This is a genomic window from Deltaproteobacteria bacterium, from assembly GCA_029860075.1.
In the GTDB taxonomy this organism is placed as follows: domain Bacteria; phylum Desulfobacterota; class JADFVX01; order JADFVX01; family JADFVX01; genus JAOUBX01.
This window is the reverse complement of sequence record JAOUBX010000044.1, coordinates 1-17,672: the sequence shown is the minus strand read 5'-3', so window position 1 is coordinate 17,672 and position 17,672 is coordinate 1. Positions and strand designations below refer to the sequence as shown.

The window sequence follows — 17,672 nt, the reverse complement described above, 5'->3', positions numbered from 1 at the left end:
GCTTTGAAGAGAACCTTTGTCCCCTTTTCCCCACACTTATTTCATTTATTGAGCGTTACCAGTTAAATCTACCCAGATATGAATCAGTTTGAATTGCTTTGGAGCAACGCAGTTACGGTTGAATAAAGAATCGCAATGTTCAACTTTTGTAGCGAAAGAAAACTTAAGTGCCGATATTGTTGACGGCAAACGACTATTGACATCATTAAGAACATCATTCTTTTCTGAATTTACGATGTATCCTATCATTATCCCGCATGGTGCATATTTGCCGTATTCATGTGTTCTGGAGTCAAAGCGATTCACACCATTTTCGATGTAGTTTTTATTAAGGTCCCATGAGCCAATTTTTTTGCCCAGCCGCTTACATTCGATGTGAAGAGCTATTGCATACATCTCGCAGGAATCGGCAAATGTGTTTACAAGTGTGCAGGTAAAATCCGGACGCTTTCGGACTTTACCTCCTTTAAGGTCAACACTACTTACGGGCGCAATCGGAAGTTCCCATTCAGGGGGCTTTGGTTTATCAGGATGACTGAAGCACACCTGTAGTAAGATTGGGCAAAGCGCTTCGGATATGGCATCCTCATCCTTACGCTGATCATCGGTAATAATAAGCTGTGCAAGAGCATTGCAGCATATAGAATGATAGAGATTTTCATGTCGCTGCCATAGCTGAGCAAACCCACCAATTTTTCGTGTTTTTCTGGCCACTATTCAACACCACTCTTTTCAGGCATTGTTTCCAGCATACGCTTGGCCAATGTGGACTCAGCATCCTCGTAGGCCAGACTTCGTGTCCAGAATCGTTTCTCGTTGCGTTTTATAACTATGATGCTGTTATCTGTCACGATATGGACGATCCCATCAAGCAGGATTTGAGATGTCCCCATGGGACGTGGTAATGACTTGCTGATTTCTTCCAGAACATGCCCCCAAGAATCTGTTTTGGGTGATAGATTCCACTCATCGCCCAAGTCTGCCGGGTAAAATTCTATGGCGACCATATTACCGGACGCGCCAATGTGAAGGTCAGCCCGCAGAATTTCGTCTTGATTCAGATAAGGTTGCCAGCGTCGGGCAAACCGTTCAGCATAGTGTTTTATCCAGGAAGTATCACTGCCTTTTACTCCTGGCATAGCGCCAACACTGTTATAAGGCTGATAAAAGAATGGCAGAGTCACTTCACAGCAATCACGGATCAAATCCTGCTGTTCTTTGGTAAAACCGTACAAATCAAAGACAGCCTCATCAAGTTCCGCTTCCCATTTACGCCGCTGTAATTCGATTTCATTTTGCGGAACACCATCAGGATATAATACGTCCTGTACCTGAGGCTGGTAGTTTCGGAGTTTTTTGACGATGGAGACAACGTGGTTTGCTTCCTTTCCCCGTAGACGACTAGGAATGGGGAGTTGAAGCAATTCATCATCAAGGTGAATTTCATGATGCCACAACCCCCAATTTGCTGAGATATTGAAATAAAAATATCTACTGAATGATGACCACAAGATACCAAGAAAAAGTAAATATTGTGTTTCTTCATTATTGATTAATTTGATTCCATTAATTGCGTTTGTAAAACAAAAATTCTTAGATTCATATCTGGCAACAACAGTACCTTTTGTCTCCCCCTTTTCGGATATACCTCTTTTAATTAATAAACGTGGGCCAGTATATGTTTCTATTTTTCCTAGTCTGTATACACGCAGGGGTAAATTTTTAAACTGTAGAGAATCATTGAAACGACTAAATGAAGATTGTACCAATAAATTTCTTGGCAAATCGTCTGTAGCTTTTTGGGGAGGATTGGGTGATATCCCTTGGCCTGAGAATCTCCTATCTATGTGATCTAATAATGTTTTAAAATTATGAAACTGATGAAAAAACACTGTATCCGCATGTCTACCGAACCAATTAGCTTTCCATGTTTTATTGTCGGTCAGGTCTTGTCCCGTCAAATAAGCTCGATCATATTTCGACAGCAGGATTGCTTGTGTTTCCTTAAGTGAAGCCACCTGTTTTAGGGACCAGTATTCAACCGGAGTTTTACCTTGTTCACCATTCTTGAAATGAATCATCACAAAAGGAGAATCTGCTCCCTTGAAGAAGAATTTCCGCACATGAGAGAAGTTGAATACTTCCGTAATGCAAACTCTGCTCATCCATTCTCGGCGGAACGTCTGTGTGGTTGAACTATGGTTGAAAAGAACCCCAGCAGAGGTCAACAAGGCGCACCGGCCTTCTTTATTCAGGAAATCCAGCGATCGCCAAAGAAAAGCCTGGGATGGTTCGTTGTCTCCAATGGGGTATTTTCTTTTTTTGCACCAGTCCAGCATGATGCGCTGACGATCTTTGGCACCCTTACTTGGATTATTGGGCGCACCCCATGGAGGATTGCCCACCACAACATCAATTTCTCCTACGTTTTTATTGTCGAGAGCAAACGCATTAGCCACATGGATGCTGTTGTAATGATTGTCTAACTCATTCGCTGACATAATCAGGTTTGGCAGTTTATCTCCATTCAGGATGTGTTCAAAAATGGATGGTGGATCCAGATAGTGCAGCATGGCAAGGTATAAGCTGAATGCGGTGATTCGGGCTGCTTCTTCATTGACCTCAATGCCTGCAATCTGCCTTCCGAGTATTTCCTTCAATTCGCTGAAATGTAGAGAAGATTTCTTTTGATATAGCCGATAACGAACAACTCGACGGAATGCTTCAACCAGAAATATCCCGGAGCCACATGCCGGATCTAGTATTCTCGGATTTTTCTGTAACACTTCATCAGTCAGTATTCTTGACAGAACGAATTCGGCCAGTGCCGGCGGGGTGTAGTAAGCTCCGTCTTGCCGTGCCTTGCTCTTTTTTTCGTTCGCACTTGCTGATGCATGGTAAAATTCCTCATAGATCGCACTGATCAGATCGAGCGGGATGATATCGAACTTATAGGAGTAAAAAAACAGCTTTTTCTGAGAGCCAACATCACCATATAAAAGTTCTTGTATGAGTTGCAGGTGCCTGCCCTCAATATTTTTTTCTTCCTCATCAATGTCAGGAAACATATCTCCATTAAAATCTATCGAGAGCATGCGGAATAATGCATAAGTAAAATCCTTATCCTGAAGTACACGTGGATATTTTGCTTTAACGCCGGAGAAATCCATTTGGTCACGTGAATAAGGATTTTGTAATAGTGTCTGCCATGTCGGATTTGATCCAGCAACTTTAGAAAAATACTCTTCAGTTAAAATGCCCCGGTCTTCCAGATAACGAATAAATATGGATCGTCCGATTAGAGCATGGGCATATTGCATTTTGGGACCGTGAAGGCCTGCCTGCATCAATTCACCCCTGACGGTCCTCAAGTCAGCAATCAACGCCTGATCGGCCCGATGTTTTAAATCACCAAATCGTCCATGCTCAAAGACCTTGCCTGTTTCAATATTGTCACGGTGATATTTTTGTAATTTACGTGCAACCTTCTCAACGGATGTCAATATCTCTAATGCGGTAAGTTTTTGTTTATCGACGTTCCATTCTTGCCGTATCGGGGCTTGTGCCAGGTCTATAACAGAAAGCTCACCTTCTGATTCCAGAAATAGAAGGCGAGGTCGTGCCAAACACCAAATTTTATTGAAAACTGCAATTTTCTCTTCATCTGACTTTTTGCTCCGTGCAAAAACTGCAACGGGGTTGTTCTCAACAAAAAAGATATACTCCACTCCAGCTTTTTGGGCAGAAAGAAGCCAATCTCCTTTGTCCAGCCAATCCTTCCGGCTAAGCGATCCACGAGAGACTTCTACAGTGCTAAAGAGCTGTCCATTGCTAAAATCGAGCTGCTCAATTACTGCTTGAAGCATGTCTTGTTTCATATCGCAATCTTCATTTCTTAATATATATTGGTTTTACTCAGTTAAATTAATAGGGAAAGCGACTGTTTCAACCAGTCTTATCCATAAAAAGTCCCGAAACCGTTACCGATCCGGGCTTTCTGTTTTTTTCTCTTTCCCCATTTCTTTTTCCACAAAAAGTTTGATTATTTTTTATACCTTAAGCGACTACCTTTGTAAATGCTTTTCTGGATAAACATGGCAAGGGTTAGTTTTGTTAGAATAAGCCAACCTGTTCCCATTTTTTCACCCCCTTTTTTCTACCGCGTGGGCACAAAGTTCGTACCCACTTTACAGGGCTATACCTTTGGCAACATTTTCTAATGAGTCAATAGGAGCAGATGAATTTTTCAACTTAAAATGACTCCCAGGGATAACCGATAATAATACTGACACCTGGCCCTTCGCGGCCTGTAGCAACATCACCGCGAATAACAAAACCGCCTTCCGTTACCATCCTGAAGCCTAACCCGGTATTGGAGCGATACTTGTCGTAAAGGTTGCTCCTGCTATCAGCTACCATGCCCATTTCGTAAAAAAAAGCCATCTGGAAGGATGTACGTATATCTTTTGCAATCCAGATATTAAAGGGGGTCGATTCCTCCGTAATATTCCAACGATACTCCACGCCGATAAAGCGGATATGAGCGCCCTGGTAGCGGTCCATGGGATAGGCGCGCAGACGGCTCGTACCACCCAACCCTCCGGCCGTACCATAGCGATTACCGTCGATAATGGTATCGATTACATCATTGCAGTCCTGTTGCTCGGCAGGTGTGCCGGTACTGCAGTTATAACCATATATCCGTTCTACCTCTGCCCTATCTGTTTCTCCTATGGACCGTACCACGGAATCACCCTGAAAATAATTAAGCACCAGCGTATCCCACCTCCTGAAAGGGATGTAACCTGTCAAACTGTATTGCATTACATACTGATCGGGAAGATACTTTTCCCGTTTAGTCATCTCTCTGGCATTAAAATCAAAACGAAGCCCTACACGGGGATTCTGGTAATCATCGGTGTAATCGATACGCATGCCAACAACACCTACACCGTAATCCAGAGTATCACTGTCTTTAAGGTCTTGCGTTACATTCCCATGGGAATCACGCAGTTTGGATGTATGCCATTTACCGTCATAGCCCATTACATAGAATTCCAGCATACGATCGAAAAAAATACTTGTCAGCCTGGCACCGAGGAAATCGTTTTCATCCAGTTCGAGCAAGGTATAGTCATCTTCATCACCACCAATACCGCGTGTGTTAAACCTTTAAATTATGATCTTTCTGAACTTTGAACCCGTCAGATCAAAGACGAGTCTTTTAGAAAGGATATGAACGTCAGAAATCGCAAAACCACCTCCCTCCAGATCACCATCAAGGATATAGGTATAGAGGTCGGTATAACTGTTGGCCACATTGGACACGGCGCCCACCAGACCCGCACCACCTCCTATACCGGGCAGGCTGTAAGGCGTAATAAAGACATAATAACCCTGCTCATCAAGAAACTGGTTACGGCGGCGCTCAATGGCATGGGCATCGGAAATAAATACTATAACTGGAAAAATAAACAGTACTGGAGATATGTATTTAAGAAACTTTAACATTTTATCTTTCTGACAAGACCCAGGCCGCCGTTTATCTCCACTTTTTCCCCTTCCTTAATCAAGCGCATGGCTCCGGGAACGTTTACGACAGCCGGGATGCCATACTCTCTGGCAACAATAGCGCCATGTGAGAGATAACCGCCGGTCTCCATGACGATGGCAGAGACGTTGAGAAAAAGCGGCGTCCATGAAGGGTCCGTTGAGGGTGCTACAAGAATATCGTCTGGGGTTAGTCGATGCCCTTCATCGGGTGATGCAATAAGGCGGGCCGTGCCTTTTGCGATACCTGCCGCGACGCCGATGCCTTTCAGCCCCTTTTCGGCAGTTTCTAAGTCATGGGACACCTGTTTTGGCTTATCATCGATCAGTATGTCCGGAGCCGGTAGCTCTTCCTGTTTTGACTTGATTTCTTTGCGTTCCAGCACTATCTCCTTTAAGTTCCTCCCATGCCACTCCCCCTTTAAGACAGCAATGATTTCAGCCCTGGCACAGTGAAAAATATCATTTTCACTTTCTATGAGATTTCTTTTTTTCAATCGATTAGCCATCTCCAGAAGGAGGTATCTCAATATCTCCATGTGCCTTGCATAGGTTGATTTTCCCATTTCCCTTAATGCGGCCCCCTTGGCTGCCTGTTTGAGACTGTTTTTGATATATCGGTGCATGTAGCGGGGCACTTTCTCTTTTATTTCCCGCCATGCCTCATCTGATGCCTGCTTTCCTTTGTCCTCCATTTTCGACAGAGATCCTGCGCTCAGGTAGTTGCTGATGCATTTTAAGAGGTAATCAGGTGTTTCACGCCAGCGGGGTTGCGTCACATCCATTTCATAAATGGCGCGATGACCATATTCCCGGAGATAGTTTTTAAAGGCTTGCCTGAAAGGGGAGCTTTCCCTTAGCGCTTCTTGCCATAGATGCGGCTCAAAAGGGTTCGATCCAAAAAAAAGCTTAGCCTCTTCGTCCTCTGATGCAACCGATGCCAGGACCTGCAACTCATATCCATGGTTTGCACTGGTAATGTCTGATATGCCTGCCATCAATGCATTGGCCAGAGAATAGGCCTTGTCGTGAAAATACTTTTCCAGTGTTTGAACGAGCATAAAGAGGGCGCCCGAGGCGGAGGAGAGCATGACAAATGAACTGTTATAGTCGTCAAGTCGTGAATCAATGCCTGAAAGGGCCTCCATGAGTTCTTTATCGGACAAGGCCGACAGATCTTTTTCCCTGAATTTCTCTGTATATGCTATTTCTCTATCAATGATTTTTTTTGCATTCTTCTTATAGCTGGCCATTGCCTTGACAAAGAGGATCATTCGCCATATTCTTGAAAGCCTCTTTCTTATGTTCCTTTTGCATTTTTTATCAATATGAATGACATACTGATGGCCACCCAAACTGATATTGGTTTTTTCCGGCTCAACTCCTAAAGTGTCATACCACAACCATTGCACAAGCGATGAGTTGCAATAAAGTCGGCCCTCAAACTGGCAGGAAAAACGTGCGGCACGATCGATAGGATAGTTTAAGCAATCAAAGTTTTTTCGCATAATGTCATTGATGTGATAATCGCAAAATTCACTCGATAGCCGGGGCAGTACCATGGGTACGGCATCACGGAAATTACCGTTGCTCCAGCATAGGGGCTGATTCTTCAATTCAGCCGGTATGATTTCAGTCATCCCCGTTACGGGACGTGATTGCAATACCACAAACTGATCACCGTCGAAGGCCCACTCTATATCCTGATGCGCTTCACCTTTGCCGAGCAGGTGAAATACCCGGTCACACAGACGGGCAAGTTGTTCGACCTGGGAATTGGTTAAAGAGGGGACCGGACTGTTCTTTCCAGGGACAAGCGCCGTGCCCCCCCCTTCCTTCATAAGGGAGGTCTTTTCCTTATTGCCAATATATCGGTCAATAAGCTTCTTATGGTAGCGGTTGAGCCGGTATTGATCGGGTTCTGCAACACCGGAAACGACAGATTCACCCAACCCGAAGTTAGCATTAATTACCATCACATCGCGCCTCCCTGTGGCTGGATCGCAGGTAAAGGCAACACCGGCCGATTCGGCATTTACCATTCCCATAATGACCAGGGCAGCAGAAATAGCGTCGTCACTGATGTTCATTTTTCGCCGATAGCTGATAGCACGGGCCGACCAGAGCGAGGCGTAGCATTTAAGAATTGCCGACTCCACATTTTCCAGACCGATAACATTAAGAAAACTGTCATGAATACCGGCAAAGGAGTTTTCACTTCCATCTTCCAGGGTACCACTGGATCTGACAGCTATCGCCTCCGATGTTAAACCGCAGCGTGCCAGAAAGTCCTCAAGCTCGACCCTGAAATTCTCGGGGAGTTTTACTTTCAGGAATTCATCTTTCAGTTCTATGAGCAGCGCATGTTTGGGTGATGTGAATTCATTGTCAGGCCTGTCTTTGATTAACGCAATAAAATTTTTGATCTTACCGGTATTGATAATTTCTTCGTAGAGATCGGTAATTATGACCCCCCCCTTTGGAAGGTGAAAACCATAATTGTGCAGTTGTGCCAGGTTCCAGCCTTTACCACCGCACTGCTCACGTGTACCCTCAGCAGCCTGCTTCCAATCCATCATCCACTTAGTCATTAAAGTCCCCCTTTTTCGCGCCATGAAGAAATATCTCCAGGCTGTGATTCATCGATTCTACAAGCGCACGGGGCTGCGGATTCTTGCACCATGCCAGCACAGAAAAGGCAAGCGATCCTCCCAGTACTTTTGCCAGTTCTCCCGCCGGTACGTCATCACGCACAGCCCCTTGCTTTTGCGCCAGCTTCATGAGTTCCATCAAAAAGCTGCGACCGTAACGGTGTGAATCACAAAGTTCTTTATCTCCAATCGTTTTGAGGCTGGAAAAAATCAAGGCCTCGGCAATCTTGCTATGCCCTTCAAACCACTCACACAGCGTCTGGATATAAGCTTCCAAAATGGGAATGACCGGTGAACCCTTAGCGGCTTTTTCCAAAGCCTCACGGGTCTGCTGCGATCCTTCATCACGGATAACATCGGCCAGAATTTCAATTTTTGTGTCGTAATACTGGTAGAAAGTTCCCTTGGCAACGTTGGCAGTGTTGACAATCTGGTCCACAGAGGTAGATTCAAAACCCTGTTTGTCAAAAAGCTTCTTTGCTGCCTTGATAATTTTGTTACGTGTCTTGGCACGTCGCTCTGCCTGGCTTGCCATAATATCACCTCAAATAATTGACTACAGTCATTATTATACTTTAGTCAGTATTAGGTCAAGTAAAAATTATCAGCGGCCTTGCAAAAGAGTATGGAGGGGATATTGCTTTAAGGAAAGATTACACAGATGAGTAGGGGTGCCAAAAAAAATTTACATGGACTCTTTATTTATGCTAAATTGCCTCAAAAAGTAATCCTCTTCCAGGTCGTGCCCTGACACATGAAAGAGTCCTGAAAAAATAATTATTGAGGTGATTATGAAGACCTTTAGCTTGTTTTTTATCATGTTATGTCTGTTGGTAACGGGAGTGTCCAATGGGGAAAAGTCCGGGGCGCCTGCTACCTATGGATCGTCAATTACCCTTAACAAAAGCGTTTCACTGGCCTATGCCATCGAGCATTTCGATGAAATAAAGAACCGGGAGGTACTACTTGAAGGCAAGGTAAGCAAGCTGTGCCAGGTTAAGGGATGCTGGATGGTTTTGCAATCCGAGCAAGGTGCTGTGAGGGTGACTTTTAAAGACTACGGTTTTTTTGTGCCTGACGATCTTAAGGGTAAAAAGGTCCGGGCCCAGGGAAGGCTCCATGTGGAAATTATGGAAGTTTCCCAAGCCAGACACTTTGCTCAGGATGCAGGCAAATCCAGGGAAGAGATCGAAAAGATCAAAGAACCCATTAAAGAATATCGATTTGTTGCCACTGCGGTAGAAGTTCAGCCATAGCACTGAAGGAAGAAAGAGAGTCCTTAGCTGTCGGATAATGATTTATTATCATTAGATTTTTTTGGTGAACAATTGGGGCATACTTTCATATTCAATAAGCCTTTAATCAATTGTTTTGAATAACAATAAGAGTACACTGGCAAATTACAAAACATGGCAAAACCTTGGTGGATCTTTGTAAGTTTCTCTATTGCAAAGATGACAATGCCAAGCAACTACATTCATATCTTTTTCAATATATTTTTATTGTTATCTATGTTGGGTTTCATTCTTCAACCGTTCTCAAAACGTCCCTGAAAACTTCATCAAAAACTTCAGTTTTAAGTTTTTCGGGATTTTTAGGCACATTCAACTGAAGCTCACTCAACTGTAGTTCAAGGTAGTCATCCAATTCAGTACAGGGCTCTATAAGAAAGGATTCAGTGTTCCTGCTTTTTTCATCTATTAATTCATCGAGGTAATCACGCAAATCACCATGGGGAATAAAGACTGATAGAAGTTCATCGATTTTCATTGGAGGCTGGGTTCCAAATTCAACTATCCATGTGCAGCATAAAAGTGGCCTCAATGCGTAGAAAGCCGTTTTAGCACGAACCTTCTCTTCCTCCTGCATCTCAGACACCTTCTTTTTCGCCATGGCGAGGTAGTGGTGAAATGAAGATTCAGGCAAAAAAGCCTTTTCCGATAGATCCCTGAAGGGAGCCATAACGGACCCAATCTGACGGTAAACTATAGGCGAAGAAATCCATTCCAGAAGAGGGGAATTTGATTTTTTCAGGAGCTTGAGGGCCTTTCGAATATCCCAACCACCAATATCCAGCTCACTATCGATAGGACGCTCGATAACATCCCGTCTCTCACCGATGGAAAGATACCAGTCTCTTGGGTGAACGTAGATAAAACGTACATCATAATCACTGTCCATTGATGGGAATCCCCATGCACGGCTGCCTGACTCACAGGCATAGATGATCCTGACATGAAACTCTTTTTCAATTTTTTCCAGTTCTTTAATAATAATTTCTTTCATATCGATCTATCCAAACAACTCTTTCTCCAGGGTATTGCAAATAATATCATCCCAGAACTTCTGATCAACTTTTTCAGGAAGTGAGCTTTCGGCGACCAGACTTTCAACTTCATCCATTAAATCCTCTAAAAGGGGCGCAACTTCCGACATATAATCCATCTTACCTTCTTTGACCTTTTTTAAAAGTTCAGCCTCCTTTAATGGAAAAGTAATCCTCTTGTAGGTCAGTATTTCCCTGGTCTGATATGCTGACCTTAAGGCATGAGAAACAGCCTTCCAGTCGACATTTTTATTTTCCGACGCCTGTCTCGCCCTTCCTCCATAATCGTTACTGAACTTTTGCAAAATGGGGATGACGTAATCGATGGCAGCAGATTCCTGAAAATATTTTCCGCATACCTGATACTGCCTCATACCATCGGGATTAGGTGCAACATGATAACAGTGTTCAAGCTCGGGGAGCATATGCCAGATTTCCCTCATCTTTTTTGAAGAATCTTCTTTTTCAAGCAGATCAAGAATGGTTCTCACAGCACTCAACCTGGAACCTTTAATACCATACTTGCTTGCCTGACGGCGGGCATAATTAATGAAGGATTTAAGGTTTTTAGTATAGAATTTCTCTCGATTATTAACAATATCAACCCAGATGGGCGACGATTCAATCAACATATCTTGAGGGGCATGAAGCATATCCATGGCAACGGTCTGACCATCACAGGCGAGCTTAATAAAAAAATGAAGAGAATAGAGTTCAATATCAATATCATCCTTCGTATTTTTTGCACCCTCCTCTCCCGAGGTGTAGCTATGACATTTCGCTATTTTACCGAGAAGAACTTCTTCCCTGGTCGGCAGAAAAATACCTTTGTAATCCACATCCGAATGAGAGGTTGCTGTTCCATAAAGATGAGAACCGAACTTCATTTTAACTATCAGTTTGTTTTCAATAATTTTCAATGATACATCCTCTTCATTGCAAATCAGTCCAGTTAATATCAAATCGCGTAAGATATTTTCGCAACCTGTCGGCATCATTGCTGGTTTTCTTGCTTTTTCTTGATACGTTAAAAAGAATACGCCCCGCCTCGGATAGGCTTTTGGATTGCTTGCATACGCTCAGCACATCGGCCAGTTGCGCCCGGTCAAAACGGTCAAGACGGTCAACCTTTTCTTCTCCAAGTCGTTCAATTAAAACATCTTCTCCCTTTTCCGGTTTGCTCCACAATTTCCTCAGCCGTCCCATTTCTTCAAGAACTTCCTCTTCCCTTATCCGTCCTCCTTTTGAGAGTGTTGCCATTCGGGTGACGGCACTGTTTAGATCTCGAAAGTTGGCCGACCATGAAGCTTCGGGGGATGTAGAAAAATCAAGAAAGCCTTTTCTGGCTTCTTTATTAAAGGTAACATGCAGATTATTTCTCTCGGCAAAACGGTCCAGTTCATAATCGAGGTTGGGCTCTACATCTTCAGGGCGTTCTTTTAGTCCAGGAAGGTTAAAGGTCCACAAATTGATACGGGAAAAAAGATCTTCCCTGAAACGTCCATGGGCAACGTCTTTTTGAAGATCCCGGTTCGTTCCGCAGATCAGTTGAAAGTCGCTATTGACTTCCCTGTCCGCTCCGACAGGGAGAAATGATTTTTCTTCAATGGCTCTTAAAAGCATGGACTGTTCATCAAGCCCTAGTTCTCCTGCCTCATCTAGAAAGAGAACTCCCTTGTCGGCAGCCCTTAAAAGCCCTTCCCTCCCCTCAATGGCCCCTGTAAAAGCTCCCTTTTTGTGGCCGAAAAGAGCCGACATGGCACCGTCCCCCCGGAGCGTGGCACAATTGACTTCGACAAAATTTCCCGCCAACTGTCGCCGACTCTGCTTGAGATCGTAGATCCTGCGGGCCAGCTTTGACTTACCTGCCCCTGTGGGCCCCATGAGGAGAATTGGGTCGATGGAGTGCATGGCAACGCGCTCTATCCTTTCAATAAGACTGTTAAAAGCCTCATTTCTTGTTTCTATGCCGGACTTGAGGAAGGAGATATCGTCCTTGATTTCCTGCCTGAAGCGCATGGCGAGTTGGTCGTATTTTGAGAGATCGAGATCGATAATGGCATAAGAACCTTCAACCTTTTGCCTTCCCGCCGGACTGGTCTGAATCAGCCTTGCAGGAAAGTAGTGAGACTCGGTCAGGAGAAAGAGGCATATCTGGGCCACATGTGTTCCCGTCGTAATATGGATAAGATAATCCTCGTTCTCTACATCAAAAGTGTAGCCTCTGGCAAAGTCGTGAAGGACACCATAGACCTCCTCAAAATCCCAGGGATTTCTAAAATGTACATTTTGAGGGACTACTTCTGTTTCCGGCGACACAGCTTTAATATCTTGAGCAACCTGTTTCACAATTGAAGAGTAGCGTTTTTCGTAGAGTAGCTCCAGGCGGTCTATAAGCAATTCCTCATGCTGACAAAGGGATACCGTCGGACGCCACCGCTGCCAGCGCTTCTCATCTTTGCCCTGATCCATCATGGTTCCTAGCAAACCAATTGCCACTGTTTTTTTCATATCTAATTTTATACTTTCTTATAAATACATATAAGAAATATGCATTATTCGAGAACAGTTGTCAAGACAGAATTGTCTGTAAAAATAAATTATATTCGTTATTACAGATAGTTAAGAAGTATTTTGGCTTTTTTTATAAAGTTGGCACATGAGTTGCCATTATAGAAGGCAAGAGATGGCGGAAATGCCCGCTATCAGGTTCTTTAAAAAGCTCATACCGCCGGGCCAGCGGCACACACTGTTTGAAAGATTAACATTGTGTGTACCGGACATGGGATCTGACAAAGGCCGGTATTGGGAACTGGTTAGCTCAATGGGTAGAGCATCACATGAGTGTCGTGTCAACCGCAAATTATCAATCTCAGCGATATGAGAAGTGGTCATATGCAAGACGTACGAGCGCAGGACTAGTTGTTACTAATTCAAGTGAGTACGACGCAGTAGATGGCCACTTATCATATCGCCCGAAGGGAGACACCCATAAAGCCCAATGCGGCGTTGCAGCCATTTAAAATATGAATAACTATTTTTGCATGACTGCGCCTTGCCTTGGACTTTATGAATGACTCTGAGAATGATAATTTGCGGTTGATACGACACCATACTGTGAGTGTTGCAGGTTCGAGTCCTGCGCCAAGCAGGGGCTAAAAACCCCTTTGATCGTAATGATCGCCAATATCGACCTGAAGGAAGCGCCCCTTTTTTGACCGGCCCTGTTAAGGCATTAGTAAAGTCACTCCCCAAAGGGTGAGGATTTCAAAACCTGACAGGGCAGCATTTAAAGGTGCCATGCAGCAAGCAGATACCGCTTTCTGCCTGCTTTAGGCAGACCTACAGACTGAAGCCTTTTGAGTGATGACAGTGAAAGAAGTTACTGCAAATAAAGGTGGACGCTAAAGGCAGCCTTAAGCAGAAGAAAACTCAAGCTTGGCTCCGCACCTGAAGGTGTGGCTGAAAGAGGGAACGCTTCCGGAGGGTTATTTCCCGGTGATAGATAATTAAGAAATTGAAGGAGGGATTTTAAAAATGCTAATCATAAAAACAAAGAAAGTTCATTCCTATGAGAAAGGACTCTATTTTAAAGAACAGGAATTTATGGGTTTGCTTGATAAGGGTAAGCACCGTTTTGTTGATCCTCTTAACAAGATAAAGGTAGATGTCGTCTCCATGAGGGATCCATGGCTTACCCATGAAAAGCTCGACATTATGGTAAAGTCAGGCTTGTTAGATGAAGAAGTGACCACAATAGACCTTAAAGATTCAGAGCGTGCCCTTGTCTGGATAGATGGACGCTTTGAAAAGGTTCTTGCTCCAGGGCTATATGCTCTTTGGACAACCTTCAGGAAAGTAAAAATTGAAATAATTGATGCCAGCGAGATCCGCTTTATCCATAAAAGCCGCAAAAGCATAGCAGACTCACCTGATGCAACGGAAAGGTTCCATATGGTATTCGTTGATGAGGGATTTAAAGGGCTATACTTCAGGGATGGAGAGTTTGTCGACACATTAGGGCCGGGTCAACACCTTTTCTGGAAAGGAATAGGAAAGGTCAAGGTTTACCATGTAGATATACGGGAAACCGTACTTGATGTAGCGGGTCAGGAAATTATGAGCCGTGACAAGGTATCGCTCAGGATGAATGCTGTCGTAAATTACCGCATTGCAGACCCCCTTAAGTCAGTCATTGCCAGTGATGATAGTCGTCAGGCTATTTACAGGGAGGCACAACTTGCTATCAGGGCCGTCATCGGGAGTTATGATCTTGATACCCTTCTCACTGACAGGGAGAATGTATCTCAGGAGCTGGAGAAGACAATCCGTCAACGTAGCATGGAATTTGGAATAGAGATTGTCAGTCTTGGCATCAGGGATATTATCCTGCCAGGTGAAATGAAGGAACTCATGAACAAGGTCATCGAGGCTCAAAAAGCAGCCCATGCAAACCTGATTATGCGCCGGGAAGAAACGGCAGCCATGAGAAGTCAGGCAAACACAGCACGTATACTTGAGAGCAACCCCACACTTATGAGGCTTAAGGAACTGGACTTCCTTGAAAAGATTGCCGGTAATTCTAAATTGAGTGTAGTTTTAGGAGAAAAAGGTCTGGCCGACAGAGTGGTAAACCTGCTCTAATGAAGTACAATTCAGTCGGCCTGCTGTCGGTGGGTCGCCCCTGAATTTGTCAGGGGGCGACCCGGCAGCTAAGGAAAAAGGAGAAATAAAAATGATTAATATTGATGGTTCATACGGTGAAGGAGGCGGGCAGGTACTTAGAACAGCGCTGGCCCTATCCCTCGTAACGGGCAAACCATTCTGCATAGAAAACATCAGGGCAAAAAGGAGAAAGCCGGGACTTATGCGGCAGCACCTGACGGCAGTTAATGCCGCCGTTGAGATAGGAAATGCGCGGGCAGAGGGCAATGAAATCCGTTCTACGAGCCTTACCTTTAAACCTGAACAAATCAAAAATGGTAAATACCACTTTGCCATCGGTTCTGCCGGGAGTTGTACACTTGTCTTGCAGTCAATACTTCCTGCACTTATGGTGGCTAAAGGGCCGTCAGAGATCGTGCTTGAAGGTGGGACTCATAATCCTATGGCCCCACCCTTTGATTTTCTCGAAAAGGCCTTTCTGCCACTTTTGGAGAGAATGGGTGTTCAGGTTTCCATATCCCTTGAAAAGCATGGTTTTTATCCTGCCGGAGGAGGAAGGTTTAAGGTACTTGTAAATCCTGCTGACAGACTTGAAAAGATTGAACTGCTTTCACGTGGCAAACTTATTGGAATAAAAGCCAGGGCTCTTACATCACAGATACCTGAAAAAATTGCTCACAGAGAACTAAAAATTGTCATGGATTATTTTAATCTCGATAAAACCTGCATTCAGGCAAAGACCGTCAAAGATTCACCTGGTCCGGGCAATGTAATAACCATTGAGGTTGAGTCTGAAAATATGAGAGAAGTTTTTACAGGCTTTGGTGAAAGGGGCGTAAAGGCTGAAAAGGTAGCAAAAAAAGCGGCAAACCGTGCCAGGCAATACATTGAATCTAAGGCAGTGGCAGGGAAATATCTGGCAGACCAGCTACTGATACCAATGGCTATAGCAGGAGGAGGAAGGTTCACCACTCTTTCACCAACGGAGCATACCAGGACAAATGCAGAGGTAATTGGCAAATTTCTAAAAGTCGATATTACCATGGATGAAGTGGAAGAGGGACTTTGGGAAATCAAGCTATTTAACAACGAATAAAGAGGTAATATTATGAAATGGGTAAAAAATGAAGATAATTACAGGGTTCCTATTAAATCATGGTGTGGTGAAATTGAAGATGGCGCCTTAAAACAGGCTGAAGATCTGGCTAAACATCCTGCTATATTTAAACATGTGGCCTTAATGCCCGACTGCCACCAGGGATACGGTATGCCTATCGGTGGCGTTATCGCCTGTGAAGACGCTGTCATACCCAATGCCGTTGGCGTTGATATTGGCTGCGGTATGGGAGCTGTTAAAACAGATCTCCCCGTGACTGAAACATCGAGGGAGTTGATCCGGCAGATAGTCACCAGAGTAAAGGAACTTGTCCCCTGTGGTGAGGGAAAGGCCCACAAGAAAAAGCAGGACTGGAATGGCTTTGATGAAAAAATTGAAAACCCACAAGACCGTAAATGGTATTCAGAGCATATCTGGAAGCTGGCAAACAGAAACCTTGGAACGCTTGGAGGGGGAAACCACTTCATTGAACTACAGGAGGGAGATGACGGGTATGTGTGGCTCATGATTCATTCGGGTTCTCGAAACCTGGGATACCAGATCGCACGGTACTACAACCAGGTGGCAATGAGCCTCAATGACAAGTTGAAATCAAAGATCCCCAATAAGGACCTCGCTTTTCTTCCCCTTTCCTCGAAGGAAGGTAAGGCCTACATTACAGACATGAATTTTGCACTCGATTATGCAAAAGAAAACAGGCGAAGAATTATGGAGTCTTTCAAGGAGGCCTTAAGTGAAAGCTTTCCTGACACTGAATTTGAATGTCCCATAAACATTCACCATAACTATGCAGGTATCGAAAATCATTTTGGCAAAAATGTCTGGGTTCACCGTAAAGGGGCTACATCGGCACGTACAAACGAAGCTGGTATTATTCCCGGATCAATGGGAAGCCCCTCTTACATAGTAGAAGGCCTGGGGAGCAGTGACTCCTTCACTTCCTGCTCTCATGGTGCGGGTCGTGCCATGGGAAGGAATGAGGCCTCACGCCGTCTTTCCGTCGAGGAATGCAACGAGGCCATGGAAGGAATTGTCTTTGACCGCTGGAACAAGGTGAGACACGGCAAGGAGAAGGGGAGCCATGATCTGGGTGAGGCACCTCAGGCGTACAAGGATATCGATACAGTTATCGAGTCAGAGCTTGACCTTATTAAACCTTTAGTTAAGTTAAGGCCTCTTGGTGTTGTGAAGGGCTAGAAAAAAGCCCCCTCCTTATTCAAGGAGGGGGTTGGGGGTGGTACAACCTAGTAAGATGGGTAACAGAATAACATATAGACATAGGTAACAGTATAATAAAGGGAGAGGAGGAAATGCCTATGCCCTGGAAAGATACGAAACCTATGGATGAGAGAATGAAGTTGAT

General features: G+C 44.3%; 13 protein-coding genes. 4 read left to right on the top strand and 9 right to left on the bottom strand.

What is annotated here, in order from left to right; translation table 11 throughout:
• Window positions 1–45: 45 nt before the first annotated feature.
• From OEV42_13270 to OEV42_13245, 6 genes are all read right to left on the bottom strand, one after another.
• A complete protein-coding gene (locus OEV42_13270) occupies window positions 46–714 on the bottom strand; it encodes a hypothetical protein (protein MDH3975245.1) in 669 nt (222 codons plus the stop codon).
• A complete protein-coding gene (locus OEV42_13265) occupies window positions 714–3,878 on the bottom strand; it encodes an N-6 DNA methylase (GenBank protein MDH3975244.1) in 3,165 nt (1,054 codons plus the stop codon). Before OEV42_13265 ends, OEV42_13270 begins: the two co-directional genes overlap by 1 nt.
• A gap of 373 nt (window positions 3,879–4,251) precedes the next feature.
• Window positions 4,252–5,127, bottom strand: a complete 876-nt coding sequence (locus OEV42_13260; protein ID MDH3975243.1) for a hypothetical protein — start codon at window positions 5,125–5,127, stop codon at window positions 4,252–4,254.
• Between the two features lie 45 nt (window positions 5,128–5,172).
• Window positions 5,173–5,511 carry a hypothetical protein gene (locus OEV42_13255; GenBank protein MDH3975242.1) on the bottom strand — a complete coding sequence of 113 codons (339 nt, stop codon included), beginning with the start codon at window positions 5,509–5,511 and terminating at the stop codon, window positions 5,173–5,175.
• On the bottom strand, window positions 5,505–8,141 hold the full coding sequence (locus tag OEV42_13250) for a PEP-utilizing enzyme (GenBank protein ID MDH3975241.1): 2,637 nt from the start codon (window positions 8,139–8,141) through the stop codon (window positions 5,505–5,507). Before OEV42_13250 ends, OEV42_13255 begins: the two co-directional genes overlap by 7 nt.
• Window positions 8,134–8,736 carry a TetR/AcrR family transcriptional regulator gene (locus OEV42_13245; GenBank protein MDH3975240.1) on the bottom strand — a complete coding sequence of 201 codons (603 nt, stop codon included), beginning with the start codon at window positions 8,734–8,736 and terminating at the stop codon, window positions 8,134–8,136. Before OEV42_13245 ends, OEV42_13250 begins: the two co-directional genes overlap by 8 nt.
• Before the next feature lie 256 nt (window positions 8,737–8,992).
• Between OEV42_13245 and OEV42_13240 the strand changes: the two genes are divergently transcribed.
• Window positions 8,993–9,457, top strand: coding sequence for a DUF4920 domain-containing protein (locus OEV42_13240; protein MDH3975239.1), 465 nt, complete (start codon window positions 8,993–8,995; stop codon window positions 9,455–9,457).
• A 265-nt stretch (window positions 9,458–9,722) separates the two neighbouring features.
• Here the strand turns inward: OEV42_13240 and OEV42_13235 are convergent, their stop codons facing one another.
• The 3 genes from OEV42_13235 to rtcR are packed head-to-tail and all read right to left on the bottom strand — an operon-like array spanning window position 9,723 to window position 13,038.
• The gene (locus OEV42_13235; GenBank protein MDH3975238.1) at window positions 9,723–10,487 is read right to left on the bottom strand and encodes a nucleotidyltransferase domain-containing protein; all 765 of its coding nucleotides are present in this window, start codon (window positions 10,485–10,487) and stop codon (window positions 9,723–9,725) included.
• A 6-nt stretch (window positions 10,488–10,493) separates the two neighbouring features.
• Window positions 10,494–11,447 (bottom strand): nucleotidyltransferase domain-containing protein, encoded by a 954-nt coding sequence (locus tag OEV42_13230; protein ID MDH3975237.1) that lies wholly within the window; start codon window positions 11,445–11,447, stop codon window positions 10,494–10,496.
• A gap of 13 nt (window positions 11,448–11,460) precedes the next feature.
• Entirely contained in the window at window positions 11,461–13,038 is a 1,578-nt protein-coding gene (rtcR, locus tag OEV42_13225; protein ID MDH3975236.1) for an RNA repair transcriptional activator RtcR, read from the bottom strand.
• Between the two features lie 1,026 nt (window positions 13,039–14,064).
• Between rtcR and OEV42_13220 the strand changes: the two genes are divergently transcribed.
• From OEV42_13220 to OEV42_13210, 3 genes are all read left to right on the top strand, one after another.
• A complete protein-coding gene (locus tag OEV42_13220; protein ID MDH3975235.1) occupies window positions 14,065–15,171 on the top strand; it encodes a slipin family protein in 1,107 nt (368 codons plus the stop codon).
• A 91-nt stretch (window positions 15,172–15,262) separates the two neighbouring features.
• Window positions 15,263–16,288, top strand: coding sequence for an RNA 3'-terminal phosphate cyclase (rtcA, locus tag OEV42_13215; protein ID MDH3975234.1), 1,026 nt, complete (start codon window positions 15,263–15,265; stop codon window positions 16,286–16,288).
• Window positions 16,289–16,300: 12 nt separating this feature from the next.
• Complete coding sequence (locus tag OEV42_13210) at window positions 16,301–17,506, top strand: RtcB family protein (protein MDH3975233.1); 1,206 nt, start codon at window positions 16,301–16,303, stop codon at window positions 17,504–17,506.
• The last annotated feature ends 166 nt before the right edge of the window (window positions 17,507–17,672 follow it).